This is a genomic window from Micromonospora sp. NBRC 101691, assembly GCF_030269285.1.
Taxonomy (GTDB): domain Bacteria; phylum Actinomycetota; class Actinomycetes; order Mycobacteriales; family Micromonosporaceae; genus Micromonospora; species Micromonospora echinospora.
The window spans coordinates 63,061-88,321 of sequence record NZ_BSTB01000025.1 but is presented as its reverse complement, the minus strand read 5'-3'; the positions used below and the strand labels follow the sequence as shown (position 1 = coordinate 88,321).

At 72.1% G+C, this 25,261-nt stretch carries 20 protein-coding genes; 11 read left to right on the top strand and 9 right to left on the bottom strand.

All coding sequences use genetic code 11. The annotated features are described in order from the left end of the window. Positions 1 to 100: 100 nt before the first annotated feature. Both QSK20_RS28555 and QSK20_RS28550 read left to right on the top strand, forming a co-directional pair. A complete protein-coding gene (locus QSK20_RS28555) occupies positions 101 to 1,417 on the top strand; it encodes a molybdopterin-dependent oxidoreductase (protein ID WP_285791726.1) in 1,317 nt (438 codons plus the stop codon). Then, a complete protein-coding gene (locus tag QSK20_RS28550) occupies positions 1,410 to 1,883 on the top strand; it encodes a hypothetical protein (RefSeq protein WP_285791711.1) in 474 nt (157 codons plus the stop codon). Before QSK20_RS28555 ends, QSK20_RS28550 begins: the two co-directional genes overlap by 8 nt. Here the strand turns inward: QSK20_RS28550 and QSK20_RS28545 are convergent. The 4 genes from QSK20_RS28545 to QSK20_RS28530 all read right to left on the bottom strand — a co-directional run bounded on the left by QSK20_RS28545 (position 1,810) and on the right by QSK20_RS28530 (position 6,765). After that, complete coding sequence (locus QSK20_RS28545) at positions 1,810 to 2,526, bottom strand: aspartate/glutamate racemase family protein (RefSeq protein ID WP_285791710.1); 717 nt, start codon at positions 2,524 to 2,526, stop codon at positions 1,810 to 1,812. The two genes, QSK20_RS28550 and QSK20_RS28545, sit on opposite strands and share 74 nt — an antisense overlap. Before the next feature lie 141 nt (positions 2,527 to 2,667). Next, the gene (locus QSK20_RS28540) at positions 2,668 to 3,888 is read right to left on the bottom strand and encodes a GNAT family N-acetyltransferase (protein ID WP_352232325.1); all 1,221 of its coding nucleotides are present in this window, start codon (positions 3,886 to 3,888) and stop codon (positions 2,668 to 2,670) included. Positions 3,889 to 4,211: 323 nt separating this feature from the next. Continuing rightward, entirely contained in the window at positions 4,212 to 5,492 is a 1,281-nt protein-coding gene (locus tag QSK20_RS28535; RefSeq protein ID WP_285791725.1) for an MFS transporter, read from the bottom strand. 196 nt (positions 5,493 to 5,688) lie between these two features. After that, the gene (locus QSK20_RS28530) at positions 5,689 to 6,765 is read right to left on the bottom strand and encodes a glycoside hydrolase family 19 protein (protein WP_285791708.1); all 1,077 of its coding nucleotides are present in this window, start codon (positions 6,763 to 6,765) and stop codon (positions 5,689 to 5,691) included. A 285-nt stretch (positions 6,766 to 7,050) separates the two neighbouring features. On the opposite strand from QSK20_RS28530, the gene QSK20_RS28525 reads away from it, so the two are divergent. The 3 genes from QSK20_RS28525 to QSK20_RS28515 all read left to right on the top strand — a co-directional run bounded on the left by QSK20_RS28525 (position 7,051) and on the right by QSK20_RS28515 (position 11,045). Further along, the gene (locus QSK20_RS28525; protein ID WP_285791707.1) at positions 7,051 to 8,460 is read left to right on the top strand and encodes a hypothetical protein; all 1,410 of its coding nucleotides are present in this window, start codon (positions 7,051 to 7,053) and stop codon (positions 8,458 to 8,460) included. Positions 8,461 to 8,550: 90 nt separating this feature from the next. Further along, positions 8,551 to 9,798: an AAA family ATPase gene (locus tag QSK20_RS28520; protein ID WP_285791724.1), complete on the top strand. Its 1,248-nt coding sequence runs from the start codon at positions 8,551 to 8,553 to the stop codon at positions 9,796 to 9,798. Then, positions 9,795 to 11,045 carry a vWA domain-containing protein gene (locus tag QSK20_RS28515; protein ID WP_285791706.1) on the top strand — a complete coding sequence of 417 codons (1,251 nt, stop codon included), beginning with the start codon at positions 9,795 to 9,797 and terminating at the stop codon, positions 11,043 to 11,045. Before QSK20_RS28520 ends, QSK20_RS28515 begins: the two co-directional genes overlap by 4 nt. Before the next feature lie 71 nt (positions 11,046 to 11,116). Here the strand turns inward: QSK20_RS28515 and QSK20_RS28510 are convergent, their stop codons facing one another. Genes QSK20_RS28510 through QSK20_RS28500 form a run of 3 tightly spaced genes read right to left on the bottom strand, consistent with a single transcriptional unit; the run spans position 11,117 to position 14,060 of the window. Next, entirely contained in the window at positions 11,117 to 11,752 is a 636-nt protein-coding gene (locus QSK20_RS28510) for a LutC/YkgG family protein (protein ID WP_285791705.1), read from the bottom strand. Beyond that, entirely contained in the window at positions 11,749 to 13,296 is a 1,548-nt protein-coding gene (locus QSK20_RS28505) for a lactate utilization protein B (protein WP_285791723.1), read from the bottom strand. The genes QSK20_RS28510 and QSK20_RS28505 overlap by 4 nt, the downstream gene beginning before the upstream one ends. A 14-nt stretch (positions 13,297 to 13,310) precedes the next feature. Then, the gene (locus tag QSK20_RS28500; RefSeq protein WP_285791704.1) at positions 13,311 to 14,060 is read right to left on the bottom strand and encodes a (Fe-S)-binding protein; all 750 of its coding nucleotides are present in this window, start codon (positions 14,058 to 14,060) and stop codon (positions 13,311 to 13,313) included. A gap of 60 nt (positions 14,061 to 14,120) precedes the next feature. Between QSK20_RS28500 and QSK20_RS28495 the strand changes: the two genes are divergently transcribed. From QSK20_RS28495 to QSK20_RS28470, 6 genes are all read left to right on the top strand, one after another. After that, entirely contained in the window at positions 14,121 to 14,846 is a 726-nt protein-coding gene (locus tag QSK20_RS28495) for a FadR/GntR family transcriptional regulator (RefSeq protein ID WP_285791703.1), read from the top strand. A 219-nt stretch (positions 14,847 to 15,065) separates the two neighbouring features. Further along, positions 15,066 to 16,025 carry a carbohydrate ABC transporter permease gene (locus tag QSK20_RS28490; protein ID WP_285791702.1) on the top strand — a complete coding sequence of 320 codons (960 nt, stop codon included), beginning with the start codon at positions 15,066 to 15,068 and terminating at the stop codon, positions 16,023 to 16,025. A 2-nt stretch (positions 16,026 to 16,027) separates the two neighbouring features. Further along, positions 16,028 to 16,912, top strand: coding sequence for a carbohydrate ABC transporter permease (locus QSK20_RS28485; protein WP_285791701.1), 885 nt, complete (start codon positions 16,028 to 16,030; stop codon positions 16,910 to 16,912). A 75-nt stretch (positions 16,913 to 16,987) separates the two neighbouring features. Beyond that, positions 16,988 to 18,304, top strand: coding sequence for an ABC transporter substrate-binding protein (locus tag QSK20_RS28480; protein ID WP_285791700.1), 1,317 nt, complete (start codon positions 16,988 to 16,990; stop codon positions 18,302 to 18,304). A gap of 61 nt (positions 18,305 to 18,365) precedes the next feature. Continuing rightward, positions 18,366 to 19,565, top strand: a complete 1,200-nt coding sequence (locus QSK20_RS28475) for a glycoside hydrolase family 43 protein (RefSeq protein ID WP_285791699.1) — start codon at positions 18,366 to 18,368, stop codon at positions 19,563 to 19,565. Positions 19,566 to 19,681: 116 nt separating this feature from the next. Then, entirely contained in the window at positions 19,682 to 21,694 is a 2,013-nt protein-coding gene (locus QSK20_RS28470) for a beta-galactosidase (protein WP_285791698.1), read from the top strand. Between the two features lie 58 nt (positions 21,695 to 21,752). Here QSK20_RS28470 and QSK20_RS28465 read toward each other — a convergent pair whose 3' ends face one another. Next, positions 21,753 to 23,234, bottom strand: coding sequence for a rhamnulokinase (locus tag QSK20_RS28465; RefSeq protein ID WP_285791697.1), 1,482 nt, complete (start codon positions 23,232 to 23,234; stop codon positions 21,753 to 21,755). Next, positions 23,231 to 25,261, bottom strand: coding sequence for a bifunctional aldolase/short-chain dehydrogenase (locus QSK20_RS28460; RefSeq protein WP_285791722.1), 2,031 nt, complete (start codon positions 25,259 to 25,261; stop codon positions 23,231 to 23,233). Before QSK20_RS28460 ends, QSK20_RS28465 begins: the two co-directional genes overlap by 4 nt.

Genomic DNA, 25,261 nt, shown 5'->3' with positions numbered 1-25,261 from the left:
TGGAGGATCCGTGCCCGACCCGCCGTCCCACGATCCCGCCGGGGGAGCCGACCACGGTGAGCCGGGACGCGCGTCCGACACCTCCGGCCGGTCGGCCGAGATGGCCGGCACGCAGGTGTACGCCTACCCGGCGCGGCTGTGGCGTGCGCTGGACCGGCACCGCCCGCCGGGAGCCGCCGCCACCGCCGACGCCTGGCGCAGCCCGGTACGCGGCCCGTGGTTGACCTCCGTGCTCGGCGTCGTCCTGCTCGCCGCGCTGCCGCTGGTGATCGTCACCGGTCTGCTGGACTGGATCGCGTACGGTCCTCGGCTCGGTCAGGCCCTTCCCGGCGACGTTGGCTGGCTGCGTCCTCCCATCTTCGACTGGCCGACCCGTCCCGCCTGGCTGTTCCGGGTCACCCAGGGCCTGCACGTGACGCTGGGCATCATGTTGGTCCCGGTGGTGGTGGCGAAGCTCTGGTCGGTGGTGCCCAAGCTGTTCGACTGGCCGCCGGCCCGTTCGGTGGCCCAGGTGCTCGAACGGCTGTCGCTGCTGCTGTTGGTGGGCGGAATCCTCTTCGAGATGGTCACCGGCCTGCTCAACATCCAGTACGCGTACCTGTTCGGGTTCGACTTCTACACCGCGCACTGGTACGGCGCCTGGGTCTTCACCGCCGCCCTGGTCACGCACGTGGCGATCAAGCTTCCTCGGACGGTCTCCGCGCTGCGTGGTCCGGGCATGGCGCGTACCCCGGTGGGGGAGACGACGCCGGAGCCGGCGGATCCGGACGGGCTGGTGGCCCGACGGCCCGGCCCGCCGACGATGAGCCGGCGTGGTGTGCTCGCCCTGACCGGGGGCGGCGCGTTGCTGTTGGCGGCGCTGACCGTCGGGCAGACCCTGGACGGCGTGCTGCGCCGGACCGCGCTGCTGCTGCCCCGGGGCCGGCAGCCCGGCGAAGGGCCGAACGGCTTCCCGGTCAACCGGACCGCCGCCGCGGCCGGTGTCCGACCCGCCGACACCGGGGCCGAGTGGCGGCTGACGGTGCGCGGCGGCGACCGTACGGTCGAGGTGGACCGTGGCGGCCTGCTCGCGATGCCGCAGCACACCGCGGACCTGCCGATCGCCTGCGTGGAGGGCTGGTCGACGGAGCAGACCTGGACCGGGGTACGGCTACGGGACCTCGCCGCCCTGGTCGGCGCACCCGGCGACGCCCTGGCGAAGGTCGAGTCCTTGGAACGGGCCGGGCTGTTCCGTCAGGCCCGGTTGCACGCCGACCAGGTCCGCCACCCCGACTCGCTGCTCGCCCTACGGGTCAACGGGGTCGACCTCTCGGCCGACCACGGCTACCCCGCGCGGATCATCGTGCCGGCGCTGCCCGGCGTGCACTGCACGAAGTGGGTCCGGAGAATCACCTTCGAGGAACGGCCCGGTGACTGAGTTCCGGCGTGGCTACGGTGCCGCGCCGTGGCACCTGCTGCTCCTGCTCGGCTGCTTCGCGGTGACCGGCTGGATCGCGCTGCGGCTCTCCGGGGAACCGGCCGCGGGCCGGATGCTGCTCTGGTTCCTCGGCGCGGTCGTCGCCCACGACCTGATCCTGTTCCCGGTCTACGCGCTGGCCGATCGGATGCTTCGCGCCGGGATGGGGCGTCCGGACCGCCGCTCCGCGCTGAACCACGTACGGGCACCCGCGCTCGCCTCCGGGTTGCTCCTGCTCGTCTACCTTCCCGGCGTCCTCGGACTCGGCGGGGACACCTACACGGCCGCGAGCGGCCTGACCCCGCAGCCGCTGCTGGCCCGCTGGCTGGCGGTCAGCGCGGCGATCTTCGCGGTCAGCGCGATGCTCTATGTCTTGCGGCTTCGTCGACGCCGGGAGGCGGGGTCCCGTCCGGGAACGCGGCGTTGACGGCGGCTTCGACGTGCAGTCGGGAGGTCGGGAAGACGGCAACGGGGCTGTCGGCAGGCGATATCAGCAGTTCGATCTCGGTGCAACCGAGGATGACGCCCTGTGCGCCGGATTCGACGAGGCGGTCGATGACCTGCTGGTAGGTCTGCCGGGACGTCTCGCGGACGTCGCCGAGGCACAGCTCGTCGTAGATGATGCGGTGCACCTCGGCGCGGTCCTCCGGTTCGGGGACGATCACGCGCAGGCCGTGGCGGGTGAGCCGATCGCGGTAGAAGTCCTGTTCCATGGTGAAGGCGGTGCCGAGCAGTCCCACGGTGTGCAGGCCGGCGGCGGCGACCGCCTCGGCGGTCGTGTCGGCCAGGTGCAGCAGCGGAATGCTGACGGCGGCCTGGATCTGGTCGGCGACCTTGTGCATGGTGTTCGTGCACAGCAGCAACAGGTCGGCCCCGGCGGCCTGCACCGCCGCGGCGGCCTGGCCGAGCAGGCGACCCGCCTGTTCCCACTCCCCGGTGCTCTGGAGGCCCTCGATGTCGGCGAAGTCGACGGAGTACAGCACGCACCGTGCCGAGTGCAGGCCACCGAGACGGTCCCGGACCAGCTCGTTGACCAACCGGTAGTAGTGGGCGCTGGACTCCCAGCTCATTCCGCCTAGCATCCCGATCGTCAGCACGTGCCCTTCCTACCACCGGCAGTCCGGGCGTCCGTGCTCGGGCTTTCTCTACGTCGGCTTGCGCTGGGCGCGTCGTGCCAGCTCCACCACGCGCGCAGGCACAGGAAGAAGCGGTCAGAAGTAGTCGAGCAGGTGGGCGGGACCACCGACCGCGAGCAGGTCGAGGAGGCGGGGATCGGCGCCCGGACCGTGTCGCAGCTGACCGGCCTGGACGAGGCTCTCGGCGTCGGTGGCGCCGGCATAGAGCCGGGCGAAGCCGGGCACGCTCAGGTGCAGCGCCGGTTCGCCGGTGGCGCGGGACAGCTCGGCCGCGCCGTCGGCGACCTCCAGCCGCCAGGCACCGGTGTTCCAGTCCGCGAGGTCGTCGTCGAGGGTGAACTCGACGCTGCCGCGCGCGTACGGCGGCCAGCCGCGCTCCCGAACGGCCCGGGTCACCTCCACGGGCCGGTGCATCCAGGGCTGCTGGCGGTGCTCCCGGAGCGTCTCCAGGGGCAGCTGGGCGGTGACCGCGTCGCCGTCGAGCAGGCGCATCCGCAGCGTGGGGGCGACGCTGCGCCAGCTGGCGAGGACGCCGACGAGTTCCCGGGCCGCGTCGGGGGTGGTGGCGAGGACATCGAAAACAGTCAGCACGGAATCCGGGCCGTAGCCACGCCCCCGGTCCCAGCTGACGTAGCCGACCAGGTCGCCGTCGTGTTCGACGAGGGTGACGCCGTCAGCGGGCAGGTCGGTGGTGGCGCCGAGGTGGTCGAACAGTTCGCCGCGGCGGGTGAGCAGGCCCCGGCGGTGGCGGGCGACGCGCTCGTAGAGGTCGGCGACGGCGGGCATGTCCTCGGCGGTGGCGGCGCGGACGGTCAGGTGCGGAGCGGGCCGGTACCGGGGCAGGTTGGCGGTGACCAGGTCGACGGTACGCAGCGCGCCCGCCACCTCCCAGCCGCAGGCCCGGTAGGGGCCGATGATGGTGGGGAACAGTGCGCTGACGGCGGCCCCCCGCTCGCGGGCGCCGCGCAGCAGAGCGGTGAGCAGGGCACGGGCGACGCCACGGCCACGTGCCTCGGGAGCGACGGCGACACCGGCGACGTCGGCGGCGGACACGGCCCGGCCGGACCACCACTGTTCGTGGTGCAGGTCGACGGCCTTGCCGAGCAGACGTCCGGCCGGGTCGAACGCCCCGTAGCGGGTCGTGCCGGGCGTGGTGGGACCGGCGGCGTCCGGCGGGGGTTGCGGGTCGTAGCCGAAAGCCCGCGCGCCCAGGGCCCAGGCGGCGGGCATGTCGTCGGGGGTGAGCTCGCGGACGGCGACGGTGGACTGCACCAGCCGACGATAGCCACCGCTCATCCGGCGTCGAATCGATTTTTCCCTTGCCGTGACGGTCCCGGTGACGGGCCGGCTCCACTCCACAGCGCAGGCCACCACGGCGTCACGCTGACCTGGCCGCAGTGCTGTCGGCTGTCGACCCGGACAGCCTGTCCGATCAGAACGACGGATCGGGTGCGGCGTCAGCCAGTTGATGTCGGGGCGAGCAATCGCATCGGCGTCTGATCACGGTGCACGACGGCAGCCGACATCCGGTCCGTGCCACTCGACGGGTGCGTCCAGCCTGGTTCGTGCAGCCCCTAACCGGCGACCGGATCCTGCTCGTCGCTCACGTGACGCGCTGGTCACGCCGCCTGCGCGGCCGGCCTGGGCAGCTCGCGCGTTGTTCGTAGCGGAGACAGCAGCGCGGGAAGGAAGGCGACGGTCATCCCGGCTGCGCCGATCCACAGCACCGCAGGCGCGCCGAGCAGGCCGCCGAGCGTGCCGCCGAGCAGCCCGGCGATCGGCATGCCGCCCCACTGGACGAAACGAACGGTGGCGCTCATCCGGCCGAGCAGCCGTTCGGGTGTGACGGCCTGCTGCAGGCCCACCTGACCGATCAGGCGGACCACGCCGCCTGCGGAGACCAGAGCCAGCCCGGCCACGGCGAGCCAGAGCGGCCAGCCGGATTCGGCCGCCGGCATCAGGGCGGCTGCCGGTGCCGTGCACAACGGGGCCATCCAGATGGACGGGCCGGCGCCGATCCCGGCGATCACGCGACGGGCCAGCAGCGCGCCGGTGAACCCGCCGCCGGCCATCACGGACAGCACCAGGCCGATGCCGAACGAGCCCAGGCCCAGATGCCGGGAGAGGAACACCAACAACATCGTCTGGTACGTGACGAGGAAGAGGCTGAAGACGCCGTCGGTGAGCAGCATCGGCCGCAGCAGCGGGTGGCCGAGTACGAAGCGCAGTCCCTCCGCGACCTCGCGCGCCAGGTGCCGGGCAGCGCCCGCCGGTGGCCGCGCCTCCGGCGTACGGATCCGCAGCACGCCCAGGGCGGACAGCAGCAACCCGGCAGAACTCGCGACCAGCGTCAGCGGTGCTCCCAACCAGCCGACCAGCGGCCCGGCCACACCGGGGCCGCTGATGCTGACGGCGGAGCGGGCCGCAGCGATCTTCGCGTTGCCCTCCACCAGGTGCTCGCGGGCGACCAGCGCCGGCAGGTAGCTGGTGTAGCTGACGTCGAACAACACGGTCAGCAGGCCGTGGGCCAGCGCGACCGTGAACAGCAGCCAGATGGTCAACGCGTCCGCCCACCAGGCCATCGGTACGAGCAGCAGCAGCGTCGCCCGCAACAGATCCGTGTAGACCATGACCGGGCGCTTGCGCCAACGGTCGATCCACGCCCCCGCCGGCAGCCCGATCAGCAGCGATCCGGCCGTGGTCATCGCGGTCAGCACCCCGACCTCGAACTCGTCCGCGTCGAGCCAGACGATCGCCACCAGCGGCAGCGCGAGGAACACGAAGCGGTCGGCGAGTTGACCGGCCACGGTGGCGCCGAAGAAGCGACGGAAATCAGGCTCGCGAAGCAGGCCTAAACCGGCTGATCGAGGACCCTCTCCCTGAGTTCTCCGCGTCGGCACGCCGATTTCTATCACAAGGAGTCACGGTTTGCCTCCTCTGTGGACACTAGCGGTCTCCGGTCGTACGAGCGTGGTGCGAGATGGCCCCCGGGCCGTCGGTGGTTGCCCGCCCTCCGGTGCTGGTCTGAGGGCGGGCGCTCATCCGTGGAGTACGGTGGGCCGGGCTGCGGTCAGCCCGGCCCGGGGAAGCCGTGGGTCAGCAGTAGAGGTTGGCTCCGGCCGGCACGCCGAGCATGCCGACGAACTGCTGGTACTTGGTGACGCGGCTCTGCACCTGGCCGGGGTTCCCGCCGTTGCATTCGATCGAGCCGTTGATGCTGCGGATGGTCTCGCCGAACCCGGCCCCGGTGACCATCGCGTTGTGGGCGGTCATGGTGCCGGGCCCGTTCTGGGTCATCCAGTACCAGATGGCGGTCTTCCAGGCCACGGCAGCGTCGTTCTGCACCAGCCAGGGGTTGGTCAGCAGGGGCAGCCCGAGGGCGTTGCCGGCGGCGTTGTAGTTGAAGTTCCAGCTCAGCTGGATCGGCCCGCGCCCGTAGTAGGCGGCCTGCCCGGCGGGGCATCCGTAGGGTTGGCCGGCGTCGCAGTAGTGCGGGTAGTTCCCGGTGTTCTGCTCCACGATGTGGACGAGTCCACCGGTCTCGTGGTGCACGTTCGCCAGGAAGGCCGCCGCCTCCTGCCGCTGGACCGTGGTGCTGCCGGTCCTGGTGAACGCCGGGTAGGCGCTGAGGGCGGCGACGAGGCCGGAGTACGTGTAGAAGGAGTTCCGGCTCGGGAACATCTGGTTGAACTGCGCCTCGGTGACCACGAAGCCGCCGGGGTTGGGGGGCGGGGTGGTGGGCGGCTGGCTGCCGCAGGTGTACGGCTCCCAGTACCAGGTGCTGATCACGGGGTCGTAGCCGGGATTGTCGTGCTTGGCCCGGTAGTACAGGCCGTTGGTGTACCGCACGATGCTGCCGGCGGGGTACCAGGTGCCGGCGACCCAGTTCGGGTGGTTGCAGGTCCCTCCCGGCGGTGGCGTGGTACCGCCGTCGCAGGCGCCGAGATCCTGCCAGACGCCGGTGGTGCCGGGCGGCGCCTCGTTCTGGGTCCACCACTTCGCCTGGTAGTTGCGCCTGTTGTGGGAGACCTGGTCCCCTTGCCAGTAGACGGCCGAGGACTGCCACGACGCCGCGCAGGCGGCTGCCGACGCAGGGGTCGACGGGATGATCACCGTGAGCCCACCGGCGACAACCAGTGCCGCGAGCGCGACCATGGCGCGCAGTCTGGACATGCGGTCACTCCTTCCTGGGGTCAGCGGGCCGACGAGAGGGCCACATAGATGTAGGTGACTGTAACATGTTCTGTTCACAAACTTTACTATTCTTGCCGGCTGGGAGGGCCCGGCTCCAGGCGTCGCATCTCCCGGGTGCCTCCGGGCCGGACAGCCGACGCGACAGATCCGCGTGCCGGCACGGTTCGAACATGAGCCTGGCGTGACTCGCGGCGGAGCGCTATGCTCCGCCGCGATGACTCCTTCTTCCAGATTGGGGGTCCGGTTCGTGCAAGGTGAGTGCTGATGCGCTCCCCGGCCGCGAACGCGGATTCCCGACTTTCTCTCTGGCGGCGCGTACGCGAGTACGCCGTGCCGCCCTCGATGATCGAAGCCGCGACCACTCGTCGTCGTGTCGGTGACTGGGCCGGCGCCTGTGCTGCCGCTCGCGTCGACGTCGACCTGGACCTGCGTGCCGTGGCTCGCCGCCACGGCCGGGACATGGCCACCCGGCTGCGGGCCGACCTCCGGCACCTCGCACCCGACCTGCTGCGCTGGCACATGCCGAGGGTCGCGCCTGACGGGCTGCTACGTCCGGGCCTGACCGTCTCGCTGGCGCGGTACGGCCCGGCGGAACACGCTGACGCCGAGCCGGTGCACCTCGTCGCCCGGACGGCACCCGGCTGGGCGGATGCGGGCCAGCGGATCAGACTGGCGTTGTGGGACGCATCCCGCGACGAGGGCGACCGTCCTCATCCGCATGCGCGTCCCGATCGTCGGTTCCGCCTCGACCTGCACCGTCACCTGTGGGACGCGCGGCGGGCCGAGGAACTGCGGAGCCGGTCGGGCGTACCGGAGCTGGCCGCCGGCAACGCTGCCGTGGTGCGCCCCGATCCACCCTGGGACGCGTTGCGGGACCGGGGTTACGCGGTGCACCGGTGGGCGGCCGAAGCAGCGGGGCTGCTCCAGGCCGAGGGTCGCACCAGCGGCGCCGTGGTGGTGCGGATCGGGCCCCGACGCCGTCTGGTCCTGGACGTCATCCCGCCGGGACCGGATCCACGGTCGTCGCCCGCGCCGCGGATCGCCGGGACGTCGCGCGCTGGCGGCGTCGTCGGGCTGCCGGTGCTGCCCGACGCGGCGACCTGGATGACGCCTGACCTGGAGCTGTTGCGCAACGGGCTGATCGAGGTCGACCGGCTTCACCCGTTGGTGGCCAGCGCGCTGGCACCCGGGCAGCCGGCCGTCCCGACGCCCCCGGAGCAGGACCCGGACCCGGCGGCAACGCCACGTCTCGTGGCCTGCCGGGGGGACTGGCACCGTATCGGCCTGGTGAACGGCGTACTCCAACCCCTGGACCACGACCCGGCGGAGATCCGCCGGGAGGAACTGCTGGCCGCGCTGACCGGCACCCCGCTGCCCTGCCTGCGGGCGATCGACGAGGCACACCGCCGACCGGAGTGCCTCCCCGACATTCGCGCCCGCCTGGACCACGGGGACACCGCCGGCGCGCTGGCCACCGTCGAAGCCCTGCTCGGACCCGACGCGCTCCTGCGCAGCGGGGATCTGCGGGAGGAACTGGAAACCGCCGCGTCGCGGCGGATCACGTACGGGCTGTTCCGAGCCGGGCTGATCGAACAGGGACCTCCTCCCTGCTCCCGGGACTGGCAGCTCAAGCGCGGCAGCCGCGCCCACCCACGTCACACCACCGCCCGCTGACCAGCGGGATCCAGCTACCCCTCCGCCCGGCTCCGGGCCGGCCCATCACGACCTCACAGGTGATCTCAGATGCCTTTCGTCCGTAACTTGATCGACAGCGCTTCCACGTCGCAGCTCGACACCACCCCTGCGCCACAGCTCGACGTCGCGGCCGAGCTGCTCGCACTGCTGTCCGACACCACCACCGAATCCCGTTCCGATCCGCAGTTGGAGGCGCTGACCCTGGCCGTGGCGGCGGATCTTCCGGTGCTGCTGTGGGGTGAGCCGGGAATCGGCAAGACCGCCGCGCTGACGCAGCTCGCCGCCTCCCTGGACCTACCGCTCACGACGGTGATCGCCAGCGTGCACGAGCCGTCCGACTTCTCGGGGCTGCCGGTCGTCGGCGACGACCCGGCGACCCAGGGCGTTCCGATGGCGCCGCCGGACTGGGCCGTACGCCTGGTGCACGCCGGTCGCGGACTGTTGTTCCTGGACGAGCTGTCCACCGCCCCGCCGGCCGTGCAGGCCGCCCTGCTCCGTCTCGTGCTCGAGCGGCGGATCGGCAGCCTGCGTCTGCCGGCCGGGGTCCGTATCGTGGCCGCCGCCAACCCACGGTCGTCGGCGGCCGACGGCTGGGAGCTGAGCCCGCCGCTGGCCAACCGTTTCGTCCACCTTCAATGGACCCACGACCCCGAGGTCGTCGTACGCGGTCTGAACGGGACCTGGCCCCGGGCCACGCTGCCCCGGCTCGACCCCGAGCGACTGCCGGACGCCGTCACCTTCGCCCGCCGTGCGGTGTGCGGGCTCCTGTCGGCCCGCCCGGGGCTCGTGCACCGGCTGCCCACCGGTGAGGCTGGCCGCGGTGGGCCGTGGCCGTCGCCCCGGAGCTGGGAGATGGCCCTGCGGCTGATCGCCTTCGCCACCGCGGCCGACACCTCCCGGGAAGTCCTGTCGATGCTGGTCAGAGGCACCGTGGGCGACGGCCCCGGACTGGAACTGCTGGCCAGCCTGGACCGGATGGACCTCCCCGACCCCGAGGCGCTGCTCGCCGACCCGGCCACCGCCGTCCTGCCCGAACGCGGCGACCTGCGTCAGGCCGTCCTGGACGCCGTGGTGGAGGCGGTACGCCGGCGTCCGGAGGGGTCCCGCTGGGATGCGGCCTGGGCACTGCTGGGCCGGGCGCTGGAGACCGGCACCCCGGATCTGGTGGTCGTACCCGCGTCCACCCTCGCCCGGTTGCGGCAGGAGGACTGGGACGTGCCGGCGTCGATCGAACGGCTCGCCGGGGCGGTGTCCCTGTCTCGCCGGGCCGACCAGACGGCGGCCCGGGTAGCGGCGGTCGCGGGGACGGGCCGATGACCTCCGACCCCGCCGGGACGCTCGACCGGAACAAACTCTTCACCGCCCGGCTGCACGCCGTCCGCGTTCGGCCCTACCTGGCGACGGCGCTGTTCGCCCTGCACGTGGTGGAGTCGCGGCGGGTGCCGACGATGGCGGTGGACCCGCACTGGCGGTGCTACGTCTCGCCCACGTTCGTGGCCCGGACCCCGGTGGAGGAGCTTGCCGGAGCGTGGGTACACGAGGTGTCGCACCTGCTCCGTGACCATCACGGGCGCGGCGACCGGGTCGCGCGGGAACGCGGGCTGACGGGGCCGGGGGAGCGGCTGCGGATGAACATCGCCGCGGACTGCGAGATCAACGACGATGTTTTCGGTGACGGGCTGGCCCGCCCCGAAGGTGTCGTCGAGCCCGGCTCCCTGCTGCTGCCCGAGGGACAGCTGATGGAGGACTACCTGCGACAGTTCCGGCTCGGACCGCGTACCCAGCACCTGGCCTGGCTGGACTGCGGCAGCGGCGCGGACGGGCTGGCGCGGGAATGGGACCTCGGACCGGACGGCGGGCACGCCCTCAGCCGTCAGGAACGGGACGCGGTGCGGTTCCGGGTGGCCGAGGGCATCACCGGCCGGCCGGGAAACGTCCCCCGGGGCTGGCAGCGGTGGGCGGAACAGGCGTTCCACCCGCCGCAGCCGTGGCGCGAGCTCCTGGGGGCGGCGGTACGCTCGGCGGTCTCCGCGTCCGGTGTCGGCGAGGACTACACCTACGGCCGGCCGTCGCGGCGCTCCGCCGGCGTCCCCGGCGTCATCCTGCCGGCGCTGCGGCGCAGGCCACCACGGGTCTGCGTCGTCATCGACACCTCCGGCTCGGTCAGCGACGCCGAACTCGGCAGTGCCCTGCTCGAGGTCGCCGCGATCTCCCGGGCCGTCGGCGGCCGCCGCGACCTGGTCACCGTGCTGCCCTGCGACGCGGCGGCCCAGGTCGTACGCCCACTGTGCCGAGCCGAGGACATTCCGCTGGTCGGCGGTGGGGGTACGGACCTGCGCGCCGGGTTCGCCCGCGCGCTGCGGGACAGACCATGCCCGGACGTCATCGTCGTGCTGACCGACGGGCAGACACCCTGGCCGGCTTCACGACCGTCCTCCCGGGTCGTCGTGGGTCTGTTTCCCAGAGCCAGCCGATGGGACGAGAACGACCCCGACTACGTTGCGGACTCACCGCCCGCATGGGCCCGCGTGGTCACCATCGGGTCCGCTCCCACCGCTCGGTGAACCCAAGCCGGAACGGTCCCGGCGGATCGGGGTGCGCCAGCGCCGATCCGGGGCCCCGGTCAGGTGGAACGTCAGCCGACGATGACGACGTCGAGACGGCGCGGGCCGTGCACACCCTCGATGCGGTGCAGTTCGATGTCGCTGGTGGCGCTCGGGCCGCTGACGAAGGTGAGCGGCCGCGTCGGGTCCAGCCGGGCCAACGCCTCGGGGACGAGACCGACGACCTGGGCGGCGTCGACCACGCAGACGTGGTGGTCGGGGATGAGCGACAGGACCCGCCGGCCCTGGCCCGGACCCGCGTCCAGGACGAGGGTTCCGGTGTCGGCGATCGCGACGGCACAGCCGGTGACCACGGCGTCGGCGGCGTCGAGGTCGCCGACGGCCAGCGGCGGCTGGTCGGCGAGCACCGTGGCCCCCGCTGTCGTCGCCCGCCACCGGGCCAGCCACTCCGGTGGTGTCCCGGTGGGGACGACGAGGCGTCGTACGCCGTCGAGGGCGTCGGCGACGGCTGTCCCCACCTCGTCGGCGTCGCACCTGCGTACCCCGGCGTGGTAGTCGCGGAGCCGGTCGGCCAACTGGTCGAGCAGCTCGGCGTGTCCCGGGGGACGGGTGTCCGCCCGGCGGTATCCGCGCGGCACCTCGATCCCACCGACCTGGTCGGTCGTGGCCTGCCGGATGCGGTCGAGGATGCGGTCGCGGGTGTTCACGGCGTACTCCTGTCGTCCGGGCCGGACCGGCCTCTGTCGTCCGGGGCGGACCGGCTCCCGTCGTCCGGGGCGGACCGGGCCCACCATTCCCGGAAGGTCTGTGCCGGTGGCGCGGGCAGGTCCCGACCCCGGGTCCAGGCCGCGCCCGGTCCAGGCAGCCGGCGGATCCGGGGGTGCGGGTCCCCCCGCCGGCTCTGCCAGCGGGCCAGGAGCCGGCCCGCCCGGCTGAGCCGCTGGGCGAGCGCGAGCCGGCGGGGATCGCGCAGGATCCACGCCAGCGCGCCGAGCCCGGCCGCCTCGGCCGACGGCGGTCGCCCGGACCCGCGTCGGGCGTCGGTCGCCCGGGCCCGCAGGTGGACCAGCATGCTCGGGATGTCGATGCGGACCGGACAGGCGTCGAAGCAGGCGCCGCAGAGCGACGACGCGAACGGCAGCGAGGCGTTCGGGTCGCCGCCGCCGGTGATGCCGGTCAGTTGCGGGGAGAGCACGGCCCCGATCGGTCCGGGATAGACCGACCCGTACGCGTGGCCGCCGACGCGCTCGTAGACGGGACAGACGTTCAGGCAGGCCGAACAGCGGATGCAGTGCAGGGCGGCACGGCCTTCCGGGTCCGCGAGGACCCCGGTCCGACCGTTGTCGAGCAGCACCACGTGGACCCGCTGCGGTCCGTCGCCGGGCGTCACCCCGGTCCACATCGAGGTGTACGGGTTCATCCGTTCGCCGGTGCTGGACCGGGGGAGCAGTTGGAGGAACACCTCCAGGTCCTGCCAGGTCGGCACGAGCTTCTCGATGCCCACGACGGTGATGAGGGTTTCCGGCAGCGTGAGGCACATCCGCCCGTTGCCCTCGGACTCCACCACCGACAGGGTGCCGGTCTCGGCGACGGCGAAGTTCGCCCCGGAGATCGCGACCCGTGCCCGCAGGAACGTACTGCGCAGGTGCCGGCGGGCCGCCTCGGCCAGCGCGGCCGGCTCGTCGGTGAGCGCCGGGTCGACGTCGGGCATCTCCCGCAGGAAGATGTCCCGGATCTCCCGCCGGTTGCGGTGGATGGCGGGGACCAGGATGTGGCTGCCCTCGTCGCGGCCGAGCTGGACGATCAGTTCGGCGAGGTCGGTCTCCACCGCCCGTACGCCCGCTTCGGCGAGCGCCTCGTTGAGGCGGATCTCCTGGGTGACCATGGACTTGACCTTGACGACCTCGTCGGCGCCGGTCTCCCGGACCAGCTCGGTGACGATCCGGCAGGCTTCCGTGGCGTCCGCCGCCCAGTGCACGGTGGCGCCCCGGGCGGTGGCGGCGGACTCGAACGTGGTCAGCAGTTCCGGCAGCCGGGCCAGCACGTCGGCCTTGATGGCGCTGCCGGCGAGCCGCAGTTCCTCCCAGTCCGGCACCTCGGCGACGACCGCGCGCCGCTTCTCCCGGATGGTGGCCGTGGCGTTGCCGAGATTGCGGCGTAGCTGGGTGTCGCGCAGCGTGCGTGCCGCGGCGGCCGGGAACGGCTGGTCGCCGCGGAGCCGGGAAGCGGGGGCGGCGGGCGCGCCGGGCATGCCGAGGAACGTCCTCACTGGGTGGCCTCCGTAGCCAGGATCTCCGCCAGATGTACCGCCCGGATCTCGCCGTGCGGGTTCGAGGTGGTCAGCCGGGCCAGGCCACCACCGATGTGCAGCAGGCACGACGCGTCACCGGCGGTCACCACCCGTGCGCCGGTCGCCCGGACGTGCCGCAGCTTGTCGGCCAGCATGGCCGTGGAGGTGTCGGCGTTCTTCAGCGCGAACGTGCCGCCGAAGCCGCAGCACTCCTCGGCTCCGGGTAGTTCGACGAGGTCGATGTCGCGCACCTGGCGCAGCAGCCGCAGCGGCCGGTCCGCCACACGGGTCATCCGTAGCGAGTGGCAGGTCGGGTGGTACGTGACCCGGTGCGGGTAGCGGGCGCCGACGTCGGTGACGCCGAGGACGTCGACCAGCAGTTCGCTCAGCTCGTACGTCCGCGCGGCGACGGCCCGGGCCCGGGCGGCCAGTTCGTCGTCGCCCGCCGCCTGCGCCACCGCCGCGTGCTGGTGCCGGATCGAGCCGGTGCAGGAACCGGACGGTACGACCACCGCCTCGGCGGTCTCGAACGTCTCGACGTGCCGGCGGATCAGGGGGAGTGCCTGGCGCGGGTATCCGGAGTTGACGTGCATCTGCCCGCAGCAGGTCTGCGCCGGGTCGAAGGTCACCTGGTGGCCGAGGCGGCGCAGGAGACGGACGGTGGCGACGCCGACCTGCGGAGCGATGGTGTCGGCCAGGCAGGTCACGAAGAGGGCGATGCGCACGGGCTAAATGGTCAGGCCATTTCGGTCGTGGTGCAAGCCCCGAATGTCTAGACTCACGCCGTGACGCCGGAGCAGCTCTTCTCGCCGGTCGCGGGCGCCCGCCCCCACGAGGCGATCCTCGACCAGGTCGAGCGGCTGCTCAGCGCCGGCCTGATCCGCCCCGGCGACCGGCTGCCCAGCGAACGCGTCCTCGCCGAGCGGCTCGGCGTCAGCCGTCCCACCGTCCGGGAGGCGATGCGGACCCTGGAGGCGCTCGGCGTCGTCCTCCCCGCGCAGACCGTCGGGCGGGGGAGTGCCCCGGTGGTCGCCGGCCGGGCCGACACCGCGCTCGGGACGGTGCTACGCCTCGCGATCGCCACCAGTGGCCTGTCGGTACCGGACATCGTCGACACCCGGGTCCTGCTTGAGCGGCACGCGGTGTCCCGACTGGCCCGCGCGCCCGAACCCCGGCTCGGCGTGGCCGAGGCGCTCCTGCGGGAGATGGACGAACCCGGACTGACGCCCGAGCGGTTCCACGCCGCCGACGTGCGGTTCCACATCGCGCTCGCCGACGCGGCCGGCAACCGCGCGGTGGCCCTGACGATGTCGTCGCTGCGGCACGCGATCGAGAGGTACGTGCTGGAGCTGGTCGACGGCCTGGACGACTGGCCGGCCGTGTGCCGGCGGTTGCGCGTCGAGCACCGGGGCATCCTGGCCGCCGTCGCCGACCGTGACGCCGACGAGGCGGCCCGCCGGGTCGAGGCGCACATCCGTGCCTTCCACGACGTCGCCACCGGAGTCCGCTGAGCGCCGGGATCCAACTGCGACCGGCGTCGCCGGCCGGCTGAATCCTCCGGTTCGCAGAGCGCCGGACGTCCGGCGGCACTGCGGCATCGACCTGCTGGTGGGGCGCCTCGATGCCTTGACAGTCGCCGTAACACGGTTGATACTTCCAGGCTAAGTGAAACGATTCATAACGTCGTGAAGATCACCGAGCGACGCCGAAGAGCAGGGGAAACCGTGGACATGGCCGAGGTGGTGAGACCCTCCTCCGCGCCCCGAGCGGAACGGCCGCCGGACGGCGCGGCGGACCGGAGAGCCCGGCAGACGCCGCGTCGGGGCGGGCGGCGGGCACACGGCGCGGTCGCCGTTCTCCTCCTGCCGTTCGTCCTGCTCTTCCTGCTCTTCTATGTGGCGCCCATCGGTTACGCGCTCTACCAGTCCTTCTTCAAGGTGCAGCGCGACGGGACGTTCGGTCGTCCGGAAACCGTCTTCGGCGGCTTCGAGCAGTACGTGCGGGTCTTCGAGAACGAGGCGTTCCGGGAGAGCGTCGGCCGGGTGCTGGTGTTCGGGATCGTCCAGGTGCCGGTGATGCTGGGACTGGCCCTGATCTTCGCCCTGCTGCTCGATTCCGGCCTGCTGCCGTTGAAGCGTTTTTTCCGGCTGGCCTACTTCGCGCCGTACGCGGTGCCCGGCGTCATCGCGGCGATCATCTGGGGAGTCCTCTACTCGCCCGCGCTGTCGCCGTTCAGTTGGGTCACCGAACGCGTGCCGTTCATGTCCGGGTCGCTGGTCCTGTGGTCGCTGGCGAACGTCACCACCTGGATGTTCACCGGCTACAACACGTTGATCATCTATGCGGCTCTCAAGGCGGTGCCCCAGGAGTTGTACGAGGCCGCCCGGCTGGACGGCGCCGGCGACATCCGTATCGCACTCTCCATCAAGGTGCCCATGGTGCGTCCGGCGTTGGTGCTCACCGGCGTCTTCTCCATCATTGGAACGCTGCAACTCTTCACCGAACCGCAGGTCTTCCGGTCCCTGACCACCGCCGTGACCGGCAGCTACACGCCCAACCTGGTCGTCTACAGCACCTCCGTGATACCGAACTTCAACCTCGCCGCCGCGTTCTCGGTCGTCCTGGCACTGGCCACGTTCGCGTTGTCGTTCGTCTTCCTCCGGATCACCCAGAGGGGATCGTCGCTGTGACCATGACCGGACGGACCCCGGCACCCGCCCCGGAGCGGGGCGGGTCGACCATCCCGTACTCCCGGAAGATGCTGCCGCTGCTGGTCATGGTGGTCTTCGCCGGCTACATGCTCGCGCCGCTGTGGTGGCTCCTGATCGCGGCCAGCAAGAACCGCGCCGACCTGACCTCGACCAACCCGCTGTGGTTCGCCGACTTCCACCTCGTCGACAACCTGCGCGACCTGTTCGCCTTCCAGGACGGCCTGTTCGTCCGCTGGATCCTCAACAGCGTCCTCTACGCCGGTGTCGGCGCGCTCGGCGCGACCGTCATCGCCGGGATGGCCGGCTACGCCCTGGCGAAGTTCGAGTTCCCCGGCCGGGAGGTCGTCTTCAACGTGGTGCTGGGCGGTGTGCTGCTGCCCGCCACCACGCTCGCACTCCCGCTGTTCCTCCTGCTGAGTCAGGCCGGCATGGCCGACACCCTGTGGGCGGTGCTGCTGCCCAGCCTGGTCAGCCCGTTCGGCGTCTACCTCAGCCGGGTGTACGCCGCCAGCAGCGTCCCCGACGAACTGCTCGAAGCCGCCCGCGTCGACGGAACCGGCGAGGTACGGGCCTTCTTCCGGGTGGCGGCGCCGCTGATGACGCCCGGTCTGGTCACCGTGTTCCTGTTCCAGTTCGTGCAGATCTGGAACAACTTCTTCCTGCCCCTGATCATGCTGCGGGACGAGTCGCTCTTCCCGGTCACGCTCGGCCTCTTCGCCTGGAACAGCCAGGCGACCCAACAGGCGCCGGAACTGCGCACGCTGGTGATCGTCGGCGCCGCGGTCTCGGTCGTTCCCCTGATCATCGCATTTCTCTCCCTGCAACGGTTCTGGCGGTCCGGACTGACCACGGGCGGAGTGAAGTAACGCGCCCTGACCGCCGGCCTGGACAGGTATCCCACCCCCGAATGAAGGAAAGAGGGTTCGATTGTGGATCGCTGGATGAGGCGCGGCGCCGTGGGTGGCGCGTTGGCGGTGGTGCTCGCCGTCGCCGGCTGCGGGGGCGGCGACGAGCCGGATGACGCGGCACAGGCGTGCGAGCCCGCCGGCAAGCCCGTCACGCTGGAGTACTACTCCTGGGTGCCGGGAATGGACAAGGTAATCGACATCTGGAACGCCAAGAACCCCGACATCCAGGTCAAGTTCGTCACCGGCCCGGCCGGACCCGACGGGGCCTACCAGAACTTCTTCAACGGCATCAAGGCCGGTAACGCGCCGGATCTCGCCCAGGTCGAGTACGACTCGCTGGCGAGCTTCCGCCTTCAGGACGGCCTGGTCAACCTGGCCGACTGCGAGGGCGTACCGGAGGTCAAGGACAAGTTCGTTCCCTGGACCTGGCAGCAGGTCTCCTTCGGTGAGTCCGACGCGGTCTACGCGATGCCGCAGGACATCGGCCCGATCGGCATGTACTACCGCGCCGACCTCTTCCAGGCCGCCGGGCTCAAGCCGCCGACGACCTGGGAGGAGTACTACGCGGCGGCGAAGGTGATCAGCACCAAGGGCGGCCACATCCACCACTTCGCCTCCGGCGACGTCAACTGGTTCCTCGGTCAGATCTGGCAGGCCGGCGGTCGCTGGTTCTCCGTCGACGGCGACCAGTGGACCGTGAACCTGACCGGGCCCGAGTCGCAGCAGGTCGGCAACTACTGGCAGCGGATGCTGGACGAGGATCTGGCCCGGCCGATGGCGAGCTGGTCCGACGAGTGGTGGAACGCGATGGACACCGGTCAGATCTGGACCTGGGTCAGCCCGTACTGGGCCAACGCCCTGCTGTCCCAGAACGCGCCGAAGACCAGCGGCAAGTGGGCGGTCACCTACATGCCGCAGTGGACCGCCGGCCAGCGGGCCGCCGGCAACTGGGGCGGATCCACCACCGCCGTGCTGCGCTCCGCCGAACACCCCTTCGAGGCGGCCAAGTTCGCGACCTGGCTGAACAGCGACCCCGAGGCGTTGCAGGCGCTCAACGAGAACGGCGGTCTCTACCCGGCGACGGTCGAGGGCCAGCGGATGCCCGCGCTGGCGAAGCCGCTGCCCTACTTCGGCGGCCAGGACATTTCCGGCATCTTCGCCGAGGCGGCCGGCAACGTCAACCCGGACTTCCCCTGGGGCCCGACCATGACGCAGACCTACAGCGACGTCCGGGACGGGTTCGCCGGCGCCGTCGAAGGCAACGGCAACCTGAACTCCGCCCTCGAATCCGCCCAGAAGTCCACCGTCGACGCGCTCAAGTCGCAGTCGATCCCCGTCGCGGGCGGCTGAGCCGACCTTCCGACTTGATTCGTCAACCCGCCAGCACGGTTCACGAAGGAGACCTGAATTGATGTCGTTGAAACGCGTCCTCCACGGTCGGTTCCGCCGGCACGTGGCGGTCGCCCTGACCATCACCGTCGTCGCCGCCGGCGTGGCCGGCTCCGCCAACGCCGGCCCCACCCGCAAGACGAACCACGTCGCGGGCACGATCGGCGCCAAGGCCGCCACCAGCCTGCCCTGTGCGCCCACCCAGCAGCTGCGGGACATCCGCATCCACGACCCGTTCATCATGCCCGACCCGGTCAGCGGCATCTACTACCTCTACCAGGGCAACACCGTCCGCCGGAGCCTCGACCTCAAGAACTGGTGCGCGCCACAGACCGTGTTCACCAACCCGCAGGGGTCCTGGGCGAACGCGGCCCACGGCACGTGGGCCCCGGAGGCCTGGTACCACAACGGCAAGTACTACTGGTTCGCCACCCTGCACAACCGTGACCGGGTGCTGGCCACCGCCTCGACCAACGGACAGCACTGCGGTGACTGCGGCCAGGTCTGGCAGAACCAGCACTGGCGTGGCACGGTCATCGCCGCCGCCGACTCGCCCATGGGGCCGTTCGAACTGCTCAACCTCGACTCGCCGGTCGCCCCGTCGAGCCACATGACGCTCGACGGAACCCTCTACGTCGACCCGGAGGGGCAGCCGTGGATGGTCTACGCCCACGAGTGGGTCCAGAAGATCGACGGCACGATCGAGGCCATCCGGCTGGAGCGTGACAGTGCGGGCAACCTGACCGGTCGCGGCCAGGGTGACCCGATCTACCTGTTCAAGGGCTCGGACGCCCCCTGGTACTACCAGGAGGGCATGGTGAACGCGGGGCAGCTGCCGCCGTACGTCACCGACGGTCCCTCGTTCTACCGCACCAACAGCAACGAGCTGCTGATGTTCTGGACCAGCTACCGGAAGCACAACAACGAGTACGTGGTGACGCTGGCCCGCTCCAGCTCCGGCGACCTCAAGGGTCCGTGGACCCAGGAGGACGTGGTGATCACCGAGAACAAGGGGCACTCGATGCTCTTCCGCACCTTCGCCGACAAGGGGAACCCGCACGGCAAGATCATGATGTCGCTGCACAACAACATGAACGGCGGCAGCGTCATGCGGACCGAGCTGTACGAGATGCGGGAGACCGGCCGCAGCCTCGTGGTGGACAAGCAGCGGACCGACCTCGACGGCGACCCCGTGTCGCACTGGGTCTGGCCGCGGCCCTGACGCCACACCGCACCGGCGGGTGACCGGACACCCGCGATCGACAGCCGGCCCGGACCGGGCGCGCCATGACGGCACGCCCGGTCCGGGCCGGCGGCTGGTTCAACGAAGGGGCGAGCATGACGCGATGGATCGACTGGCCGACCGAGCCCGACCGACCACGGATGGGCTACGGCGCCGACTACAACCCGGACCAGTGGCCGCGTGAGGTGTGGGACGACGACGTCGCCGCCATGCGCGAAGCCGGGGTCAACATCGTCTCGCTGGCGATCTTCTCGTGGTCGCGGATCCAACCCGCGCCGCACGAGTGGGACTTCGCCTGGCTCGACGAGGTGATGAACCTGCTGCACGACAACGGCATCGCCGTCGACCTCGCCACGGCCACCGCCTCGCCGCCGCCGTGGCTGACCGCCCGGCATCCGGAGATCCTGCCGGTCAACCAACGCGGCGAGACGGTGTGGCCCGGTGCCCGGCAGCACTGGCGACCGACCTCACCGGTGTTCCGGGAGCACGCCCTGCGGCTGGTCGACGCCCTGGCCCGCCGGTACGCCGACCACCCGGCGCTCGTCGCCTGGCACGTGTCGAACGAACTCGGCTGCCACAACGCGTACGACTACTCCGACGACGCGGCCCGCGCGTTCCGGGACTGGCTGCGCGACCGGTACGGCACCCTCGACCGGCTCAACCACGCCTGGGGCACGGCGTTCTGGTCCCAGCGGTACGGCGACTGGGAGCACGTCCTCCCACCCCGGCTGGCCGCCGCGCACCCCAACCCGACCCAGCAGTTGGACTTCAGGCGCTTCTCCTCCGACGCCCTGCTCGACCACCTGCGCGCCGAACGTGACCTGCTGCGCGCGCTGACCCCCGGCGTGCCGGTGACGACCAACTTCATGGTCACCGGTCAGGTGGACGCCCTCGACTACGCCGCATGGGCCGACGAGGTCGACTTCGTCGCCAACGACCACTACCGGCGTCCCGGCCCGCAGAGCTTCGAGGAGCTGTCGTTCTCGGCCAACCTGACCGGCAACCTCGCCCGTGGTCGCCCCTGGTTCCTCATGGAACACTCCACCAGCGCCGTCAACTGGCAGCCGGTGAACCTGGCCAAGCGGCCCGGCGAACTCGCCCGTGACTCCCTCACCCATGTCGGGCACGGTGCCGACGCGGTCTGCTTCTTCCAGTGGCGGCAGTCCGTGGCCGGCGCGGAGAAGTACCACTCCGCGATGCTGCCCCAGGCGGGTCGGGACAGCGACGTGTTCCGGGCGGTCACCGCGCTCGGCCGTACGCTGGCCGACCTCGCCCCGGTCGTCGGCTCCGTCCGGCGGCCGGCCCGGGTGGCCATCCTCCAGGACTGGGACTCGTGGTGGGGGAGTGAGCTGGACTCGCACCCCACCAGCCGGCTCGACTACCGGCAGGAGGCGCTCGACTGGTACACCGCCCTGCTCGACACCGGCACCCGGGCGGACGTCGTACCCGTCGACCACGACCTCGACCGGTACGACCTGGTGATCGCCCCGGTGCTGTACGTCGTACCGGCGGGATCGGCCGCCCGGCTCCGGGCGTTCGTCGAGGGCGGGGGACACCTCGTCACCACGTACTTCTCCGGCATCGTCGACGAGAACGACCACCTCTGGCCGGGCGCCTTCCCGGGTGCCCTGCGGGACCTGCTCGGGCTCCGTGTCCAGGAGTTCGGCCCGCTGCTCGACGACACCACGGTGACCCTGTCCGACGGCGGCACCGGCTCGGTGTGGACCGACCACGTCGACGTCGTCGACCCGACCGTCGAGGTGCTGGCCAGCTACGTCGACGGGGAACAGGCCGGCCGCCCCGCGATCACCCGCCGGCAGGTCGGATCCGGTTCGGCGACCTACGTGTCGACCCGGCTCGGCGTCGCCGGTCTGCGCCGGCTCCTCGACCCGGTGCTCGCCCGCGCCGGTCTGCGGGGCGAGGTCGCCGAGCTGGGCGGACGCGTCGAACTGGCGGTGCGCACCGACGGCGTCCACGAGTTCTGGTTCCTGGCCAACCGGACCGACGAGGACGTCGTCACCGGTATCGAGGGGGAGGTGCTGGTCGGTACCGACGGAACGTCGACGGTACCCGCCCGCGGTGTGCTGGTGCTGCGCCGTCCGGCGTGACCCCGGCGGCGGCGCCCGGCCCCGGGAGGAGCCGGGCGCCGCCGAAGCCGCCAGGCGGTCAGGCGGTCAGCCGCCGCTCGGCCGCCGCCCAGGCCGCCTCGTGCCCGCGTGGCTCGTACCGCACCACGCGCTGCGTCCGGGCCACCAGCGAGCGCAGCTCGGCCAGGCCGCCGCTGACCGCGCCGACCGCGCGTGCCTGCACCAGCACGTTGCCCAGCGCCGTCGCCTCCACCGGCCCGGCCAGCACCGGCAGCCCGCAGGCGTCGGCGGTCAACTGGCAGAGCAGGCCGTTGCGGGCGCCGCCGCCGACGACGTGGACCACGTCGAGATCCCGCCCGGACAGTTCCCGCGCCTGGCGGGCGGTGCGCCGGTAGGCCAGCGCGAGGCTGTCCAGGATGCAGCGGGTGACCTCTGCCGGCGTACCCGGAACGGGCTGGCCGGTGCGCCGACAGGCGTCGGCGATGCGGGCCGGCATGTCCCCGGGGGGCAGGAACACCGGGTCGTCGCAGTCGACGACCGCGGCGAACGGGGGAACCTCGGCGGCGGCGGCCAGCAGCGCCGTGAGGTCCGGCCGCTCTCCGGCCGCCGCCCAGCCGCGCATCGCCTCCTGCAACAACCACAGCCCCATGACGTTGCGCAGGTAGCGAACCGTGCCGTCCACCCCGGACTCGTTGGTGAAGTTGGCCAGCCGGCTCGCCCCGGTCAGCACCGGCCCGTCCAGTTCCACCCCCACCAGCGACCACGTGCCGCAGGAGACGTAGAGGAACCGGTCGTCGCGGGCGGGAACCCCGACGACGGCGGAGGCGGTGTCGTGGGAGCCGACCACCGTGACCGGTACCGCCCGGCCGGCCCCGACCTGCCGGGTCACCGCCGGCAGCAGCGCCCCGGCGGGCTCGCCCGGTTCCCGCAGGCGGGGGAGCAGCCCGCCGGGGAGCCCCAGCCGCTCGACGAGGTCGAGCGCCCAACCACGCCGACGGACGTCGAGCAGTTGGGTGGTGGAGGCGTTGGTGATCTCGGCCCCGATCGCACCCGTGAGCCAGTACGACAGCAGGTCCGGGATGGGCAGCATCGTGCGGGCCGCGTCCAGCAGCCCCGCCCGTTGGGCCGCGACCAGCTGGTAGACGGTGTTGAAGGGCAGCGCCTGGATCCCGGTGACGTCGTACAGGAGGTCGGCGCCGAGCCGCGCCGACACCTGCGCCAGCACGCCGTCGGTCCGCCGGTCCCGGTAGTGCACCGGGTTGCCGAGCAGGCGCCCGTCCCCGTCGAGCAGGCCGAAGTCGCACCCCCACGAGTCGATGCCGACGCTGGCCAGGTCCGGGTGGTCGGCCAGCGCCGCGCGCAGACCGGCGAGCACCTCCGCGTACAGGCCCAGGGCGTTCCAGTGCAGGGTGCCGCGCACCTCGACCGGATCGTTGCCGAACCGGTGGACGGCGGTGAGGTCGAGTTCGTCGGGGCCGACCCGCCCGGCCATGACCCGGCCACCGGAGGCGCCCAGGTCGACGGCCGCCACGACGGCGCGTCCACCGGTCGGCCGGGTCAACGGAGGAAGGCGGCGGCTACGCCGGCGTCGACCGGCACGTGCAGCCCGGTGGTGTGCGACAGTTCCCCGCCGGTCAGGGCGAAGACCGCGTTGGCCACGTGCTCCGGCAGGACCTCCCGCTTCAGCAGCGTGCGCTGGGCGTAGAAGGCGCCCAGCTCGGACTCGGGTACGCCGTACACCGCCGCCCGCTGCGCGCCCCAGCCGCCGGCGAAGATGCCGGAGCCGCGTACGACGCCGTCGGGGTTGACCCCGTTCACCCGGACGCCGTGGGCTCCCAGTTCGGCGGCGAGCAGCCGGACCTGGTGCGCCTGGTCCGCCTTCGCCGCCCCGTACGCCACGTTGTTCGGCCCGGCGAAGATCGAGTTCTTGCTGGAGATGTAGACGATGTCGCCCCCCATGCCCTGGCCGACCAGGATCCGGGCGGCCTCCCGGGAGACCAGGAAGGAGCCCTTGGCCATCACGTCGTGCTGGAGGTCCCAGTCCTGCTCGGTGGTCTCCAGCAGCGGCTTGGAGATCGACAGTCCGGCGTTGTTGACGACCAGGTCCACCCCGCCGAACGCGAGGACCGCCTCGCGCAGCGCGGCGGCGACCGCCTCGGCGTCGGTGACGTCGGCCTCGACGGCGACCGCCACGTCGGCGCTGCCGATCTCCTGCGCGACCGCGTGCGCGGCACCGGCGTCCCGGTCGGCGACGACGACGCAGGCGCCCTCGGCCGCGAGCCGGTGGGCGGTCGCCCGGCCGATCCCGGACCCGCCGCCGGTGACGAACGCGACCCGGGTCGCGAGCGGCTTCGGACGGGGCATCCGGCGCAGCTTCGCCTCTTCGAGGGCCCAGTACTCGATCCGGAACTTCTCGACCTCGTCGATCGGCGCGTACGTCGACACCGCCTCCGCCCCGCGCATCACGTTGATCGCGTTGACGTAGAACTCGCCGGCGACCCGGGCGGTCTGCTTGTTGGCGCCGTAGCTGAACATGCCGATTCCGGGTACGAGCACGATCGCCGGGTCGGCGCCCCGCATCGGCGGCGAGTCGGCGTCGGCGTACCGCTCGTAGTAGCCGCGGTAGTCGCGGCGGTACTCCTCGTGGAGTTCCCGCAGGCGGGCGACCACGTCGTCCAACGGGGCGTCCGGCGGCAGGTCCAGCACCATCGGCCGTACCTTCGTGCGGAGGAAGTGGTCGGGGCACGAGGTGCCGAGGGCGGCGAGCCGAGGGTGCTCGGCGCGGGACACGAAGTCCAGGACGGTGTCGCTGTCGGTGAAGTGGCCGACCTGGGGCCGGTCGGTGGAGGCCAGGCCGCGGATCACCGGCGCGAGCGCCGCCGCCCGTGCCCGCCGCTGGGGCCCGGGCAGCGGTTCGTATCCGGGGATCGGCGCGCCGAACGGCTCGGGCCGTCCGTGGGTGGCCAGGAAGCCGGCGGCCGACCGGATGATCTCCAACGAGCGCGCCTCGCACTCCTCGCTGGTGGCTCCCCACGCGGTGATGCCGTGCCCGCCGAGGATCACCCCGATCGCCTGCGGGTTGTCGCGGGCGACGGCGGCGATGTCGAGCCCGAGCTGGAATCCGGGACGCCGCCACGGCACCCAGACGACGCGGTCGCCGAAGATCTTCCTGGTCAGCTCCGGCCCGTCGGCGGCGGTCGCGATCGCGATGCCGGAGTCCGGATGCAGGTGGTCGACGTGCGCCGCGTCGACCAGGCCGTGCATCGCCGTGTCGATCGACGGCGCCGCCCCGCCCCGCCCGTGCAGGCAGTAGTCGAACGCGGCCACCATCTCGTCCTCGCGCTCGACTCCGGGGTAGGCGTCGACGAGCGCGCGCAGCCGGTCCAGCCGGAGAACCGCCAGCCCGGCCGGGGTGAGCGTGCCGAGGTCCCCGCCGGACCCCTTCACCCACAGCAGGTCGACCGGCTCGCCGGTCACCGGGTCGGCGGTCCGCCCCTTGGCGGAGGTGTTGCCGCCGGCGTAGTTGGTGTTGCGCGGATCGGCGCCGAGCCGGTTCGACCGCGTGACCAGATCATCCACCGTGGACAT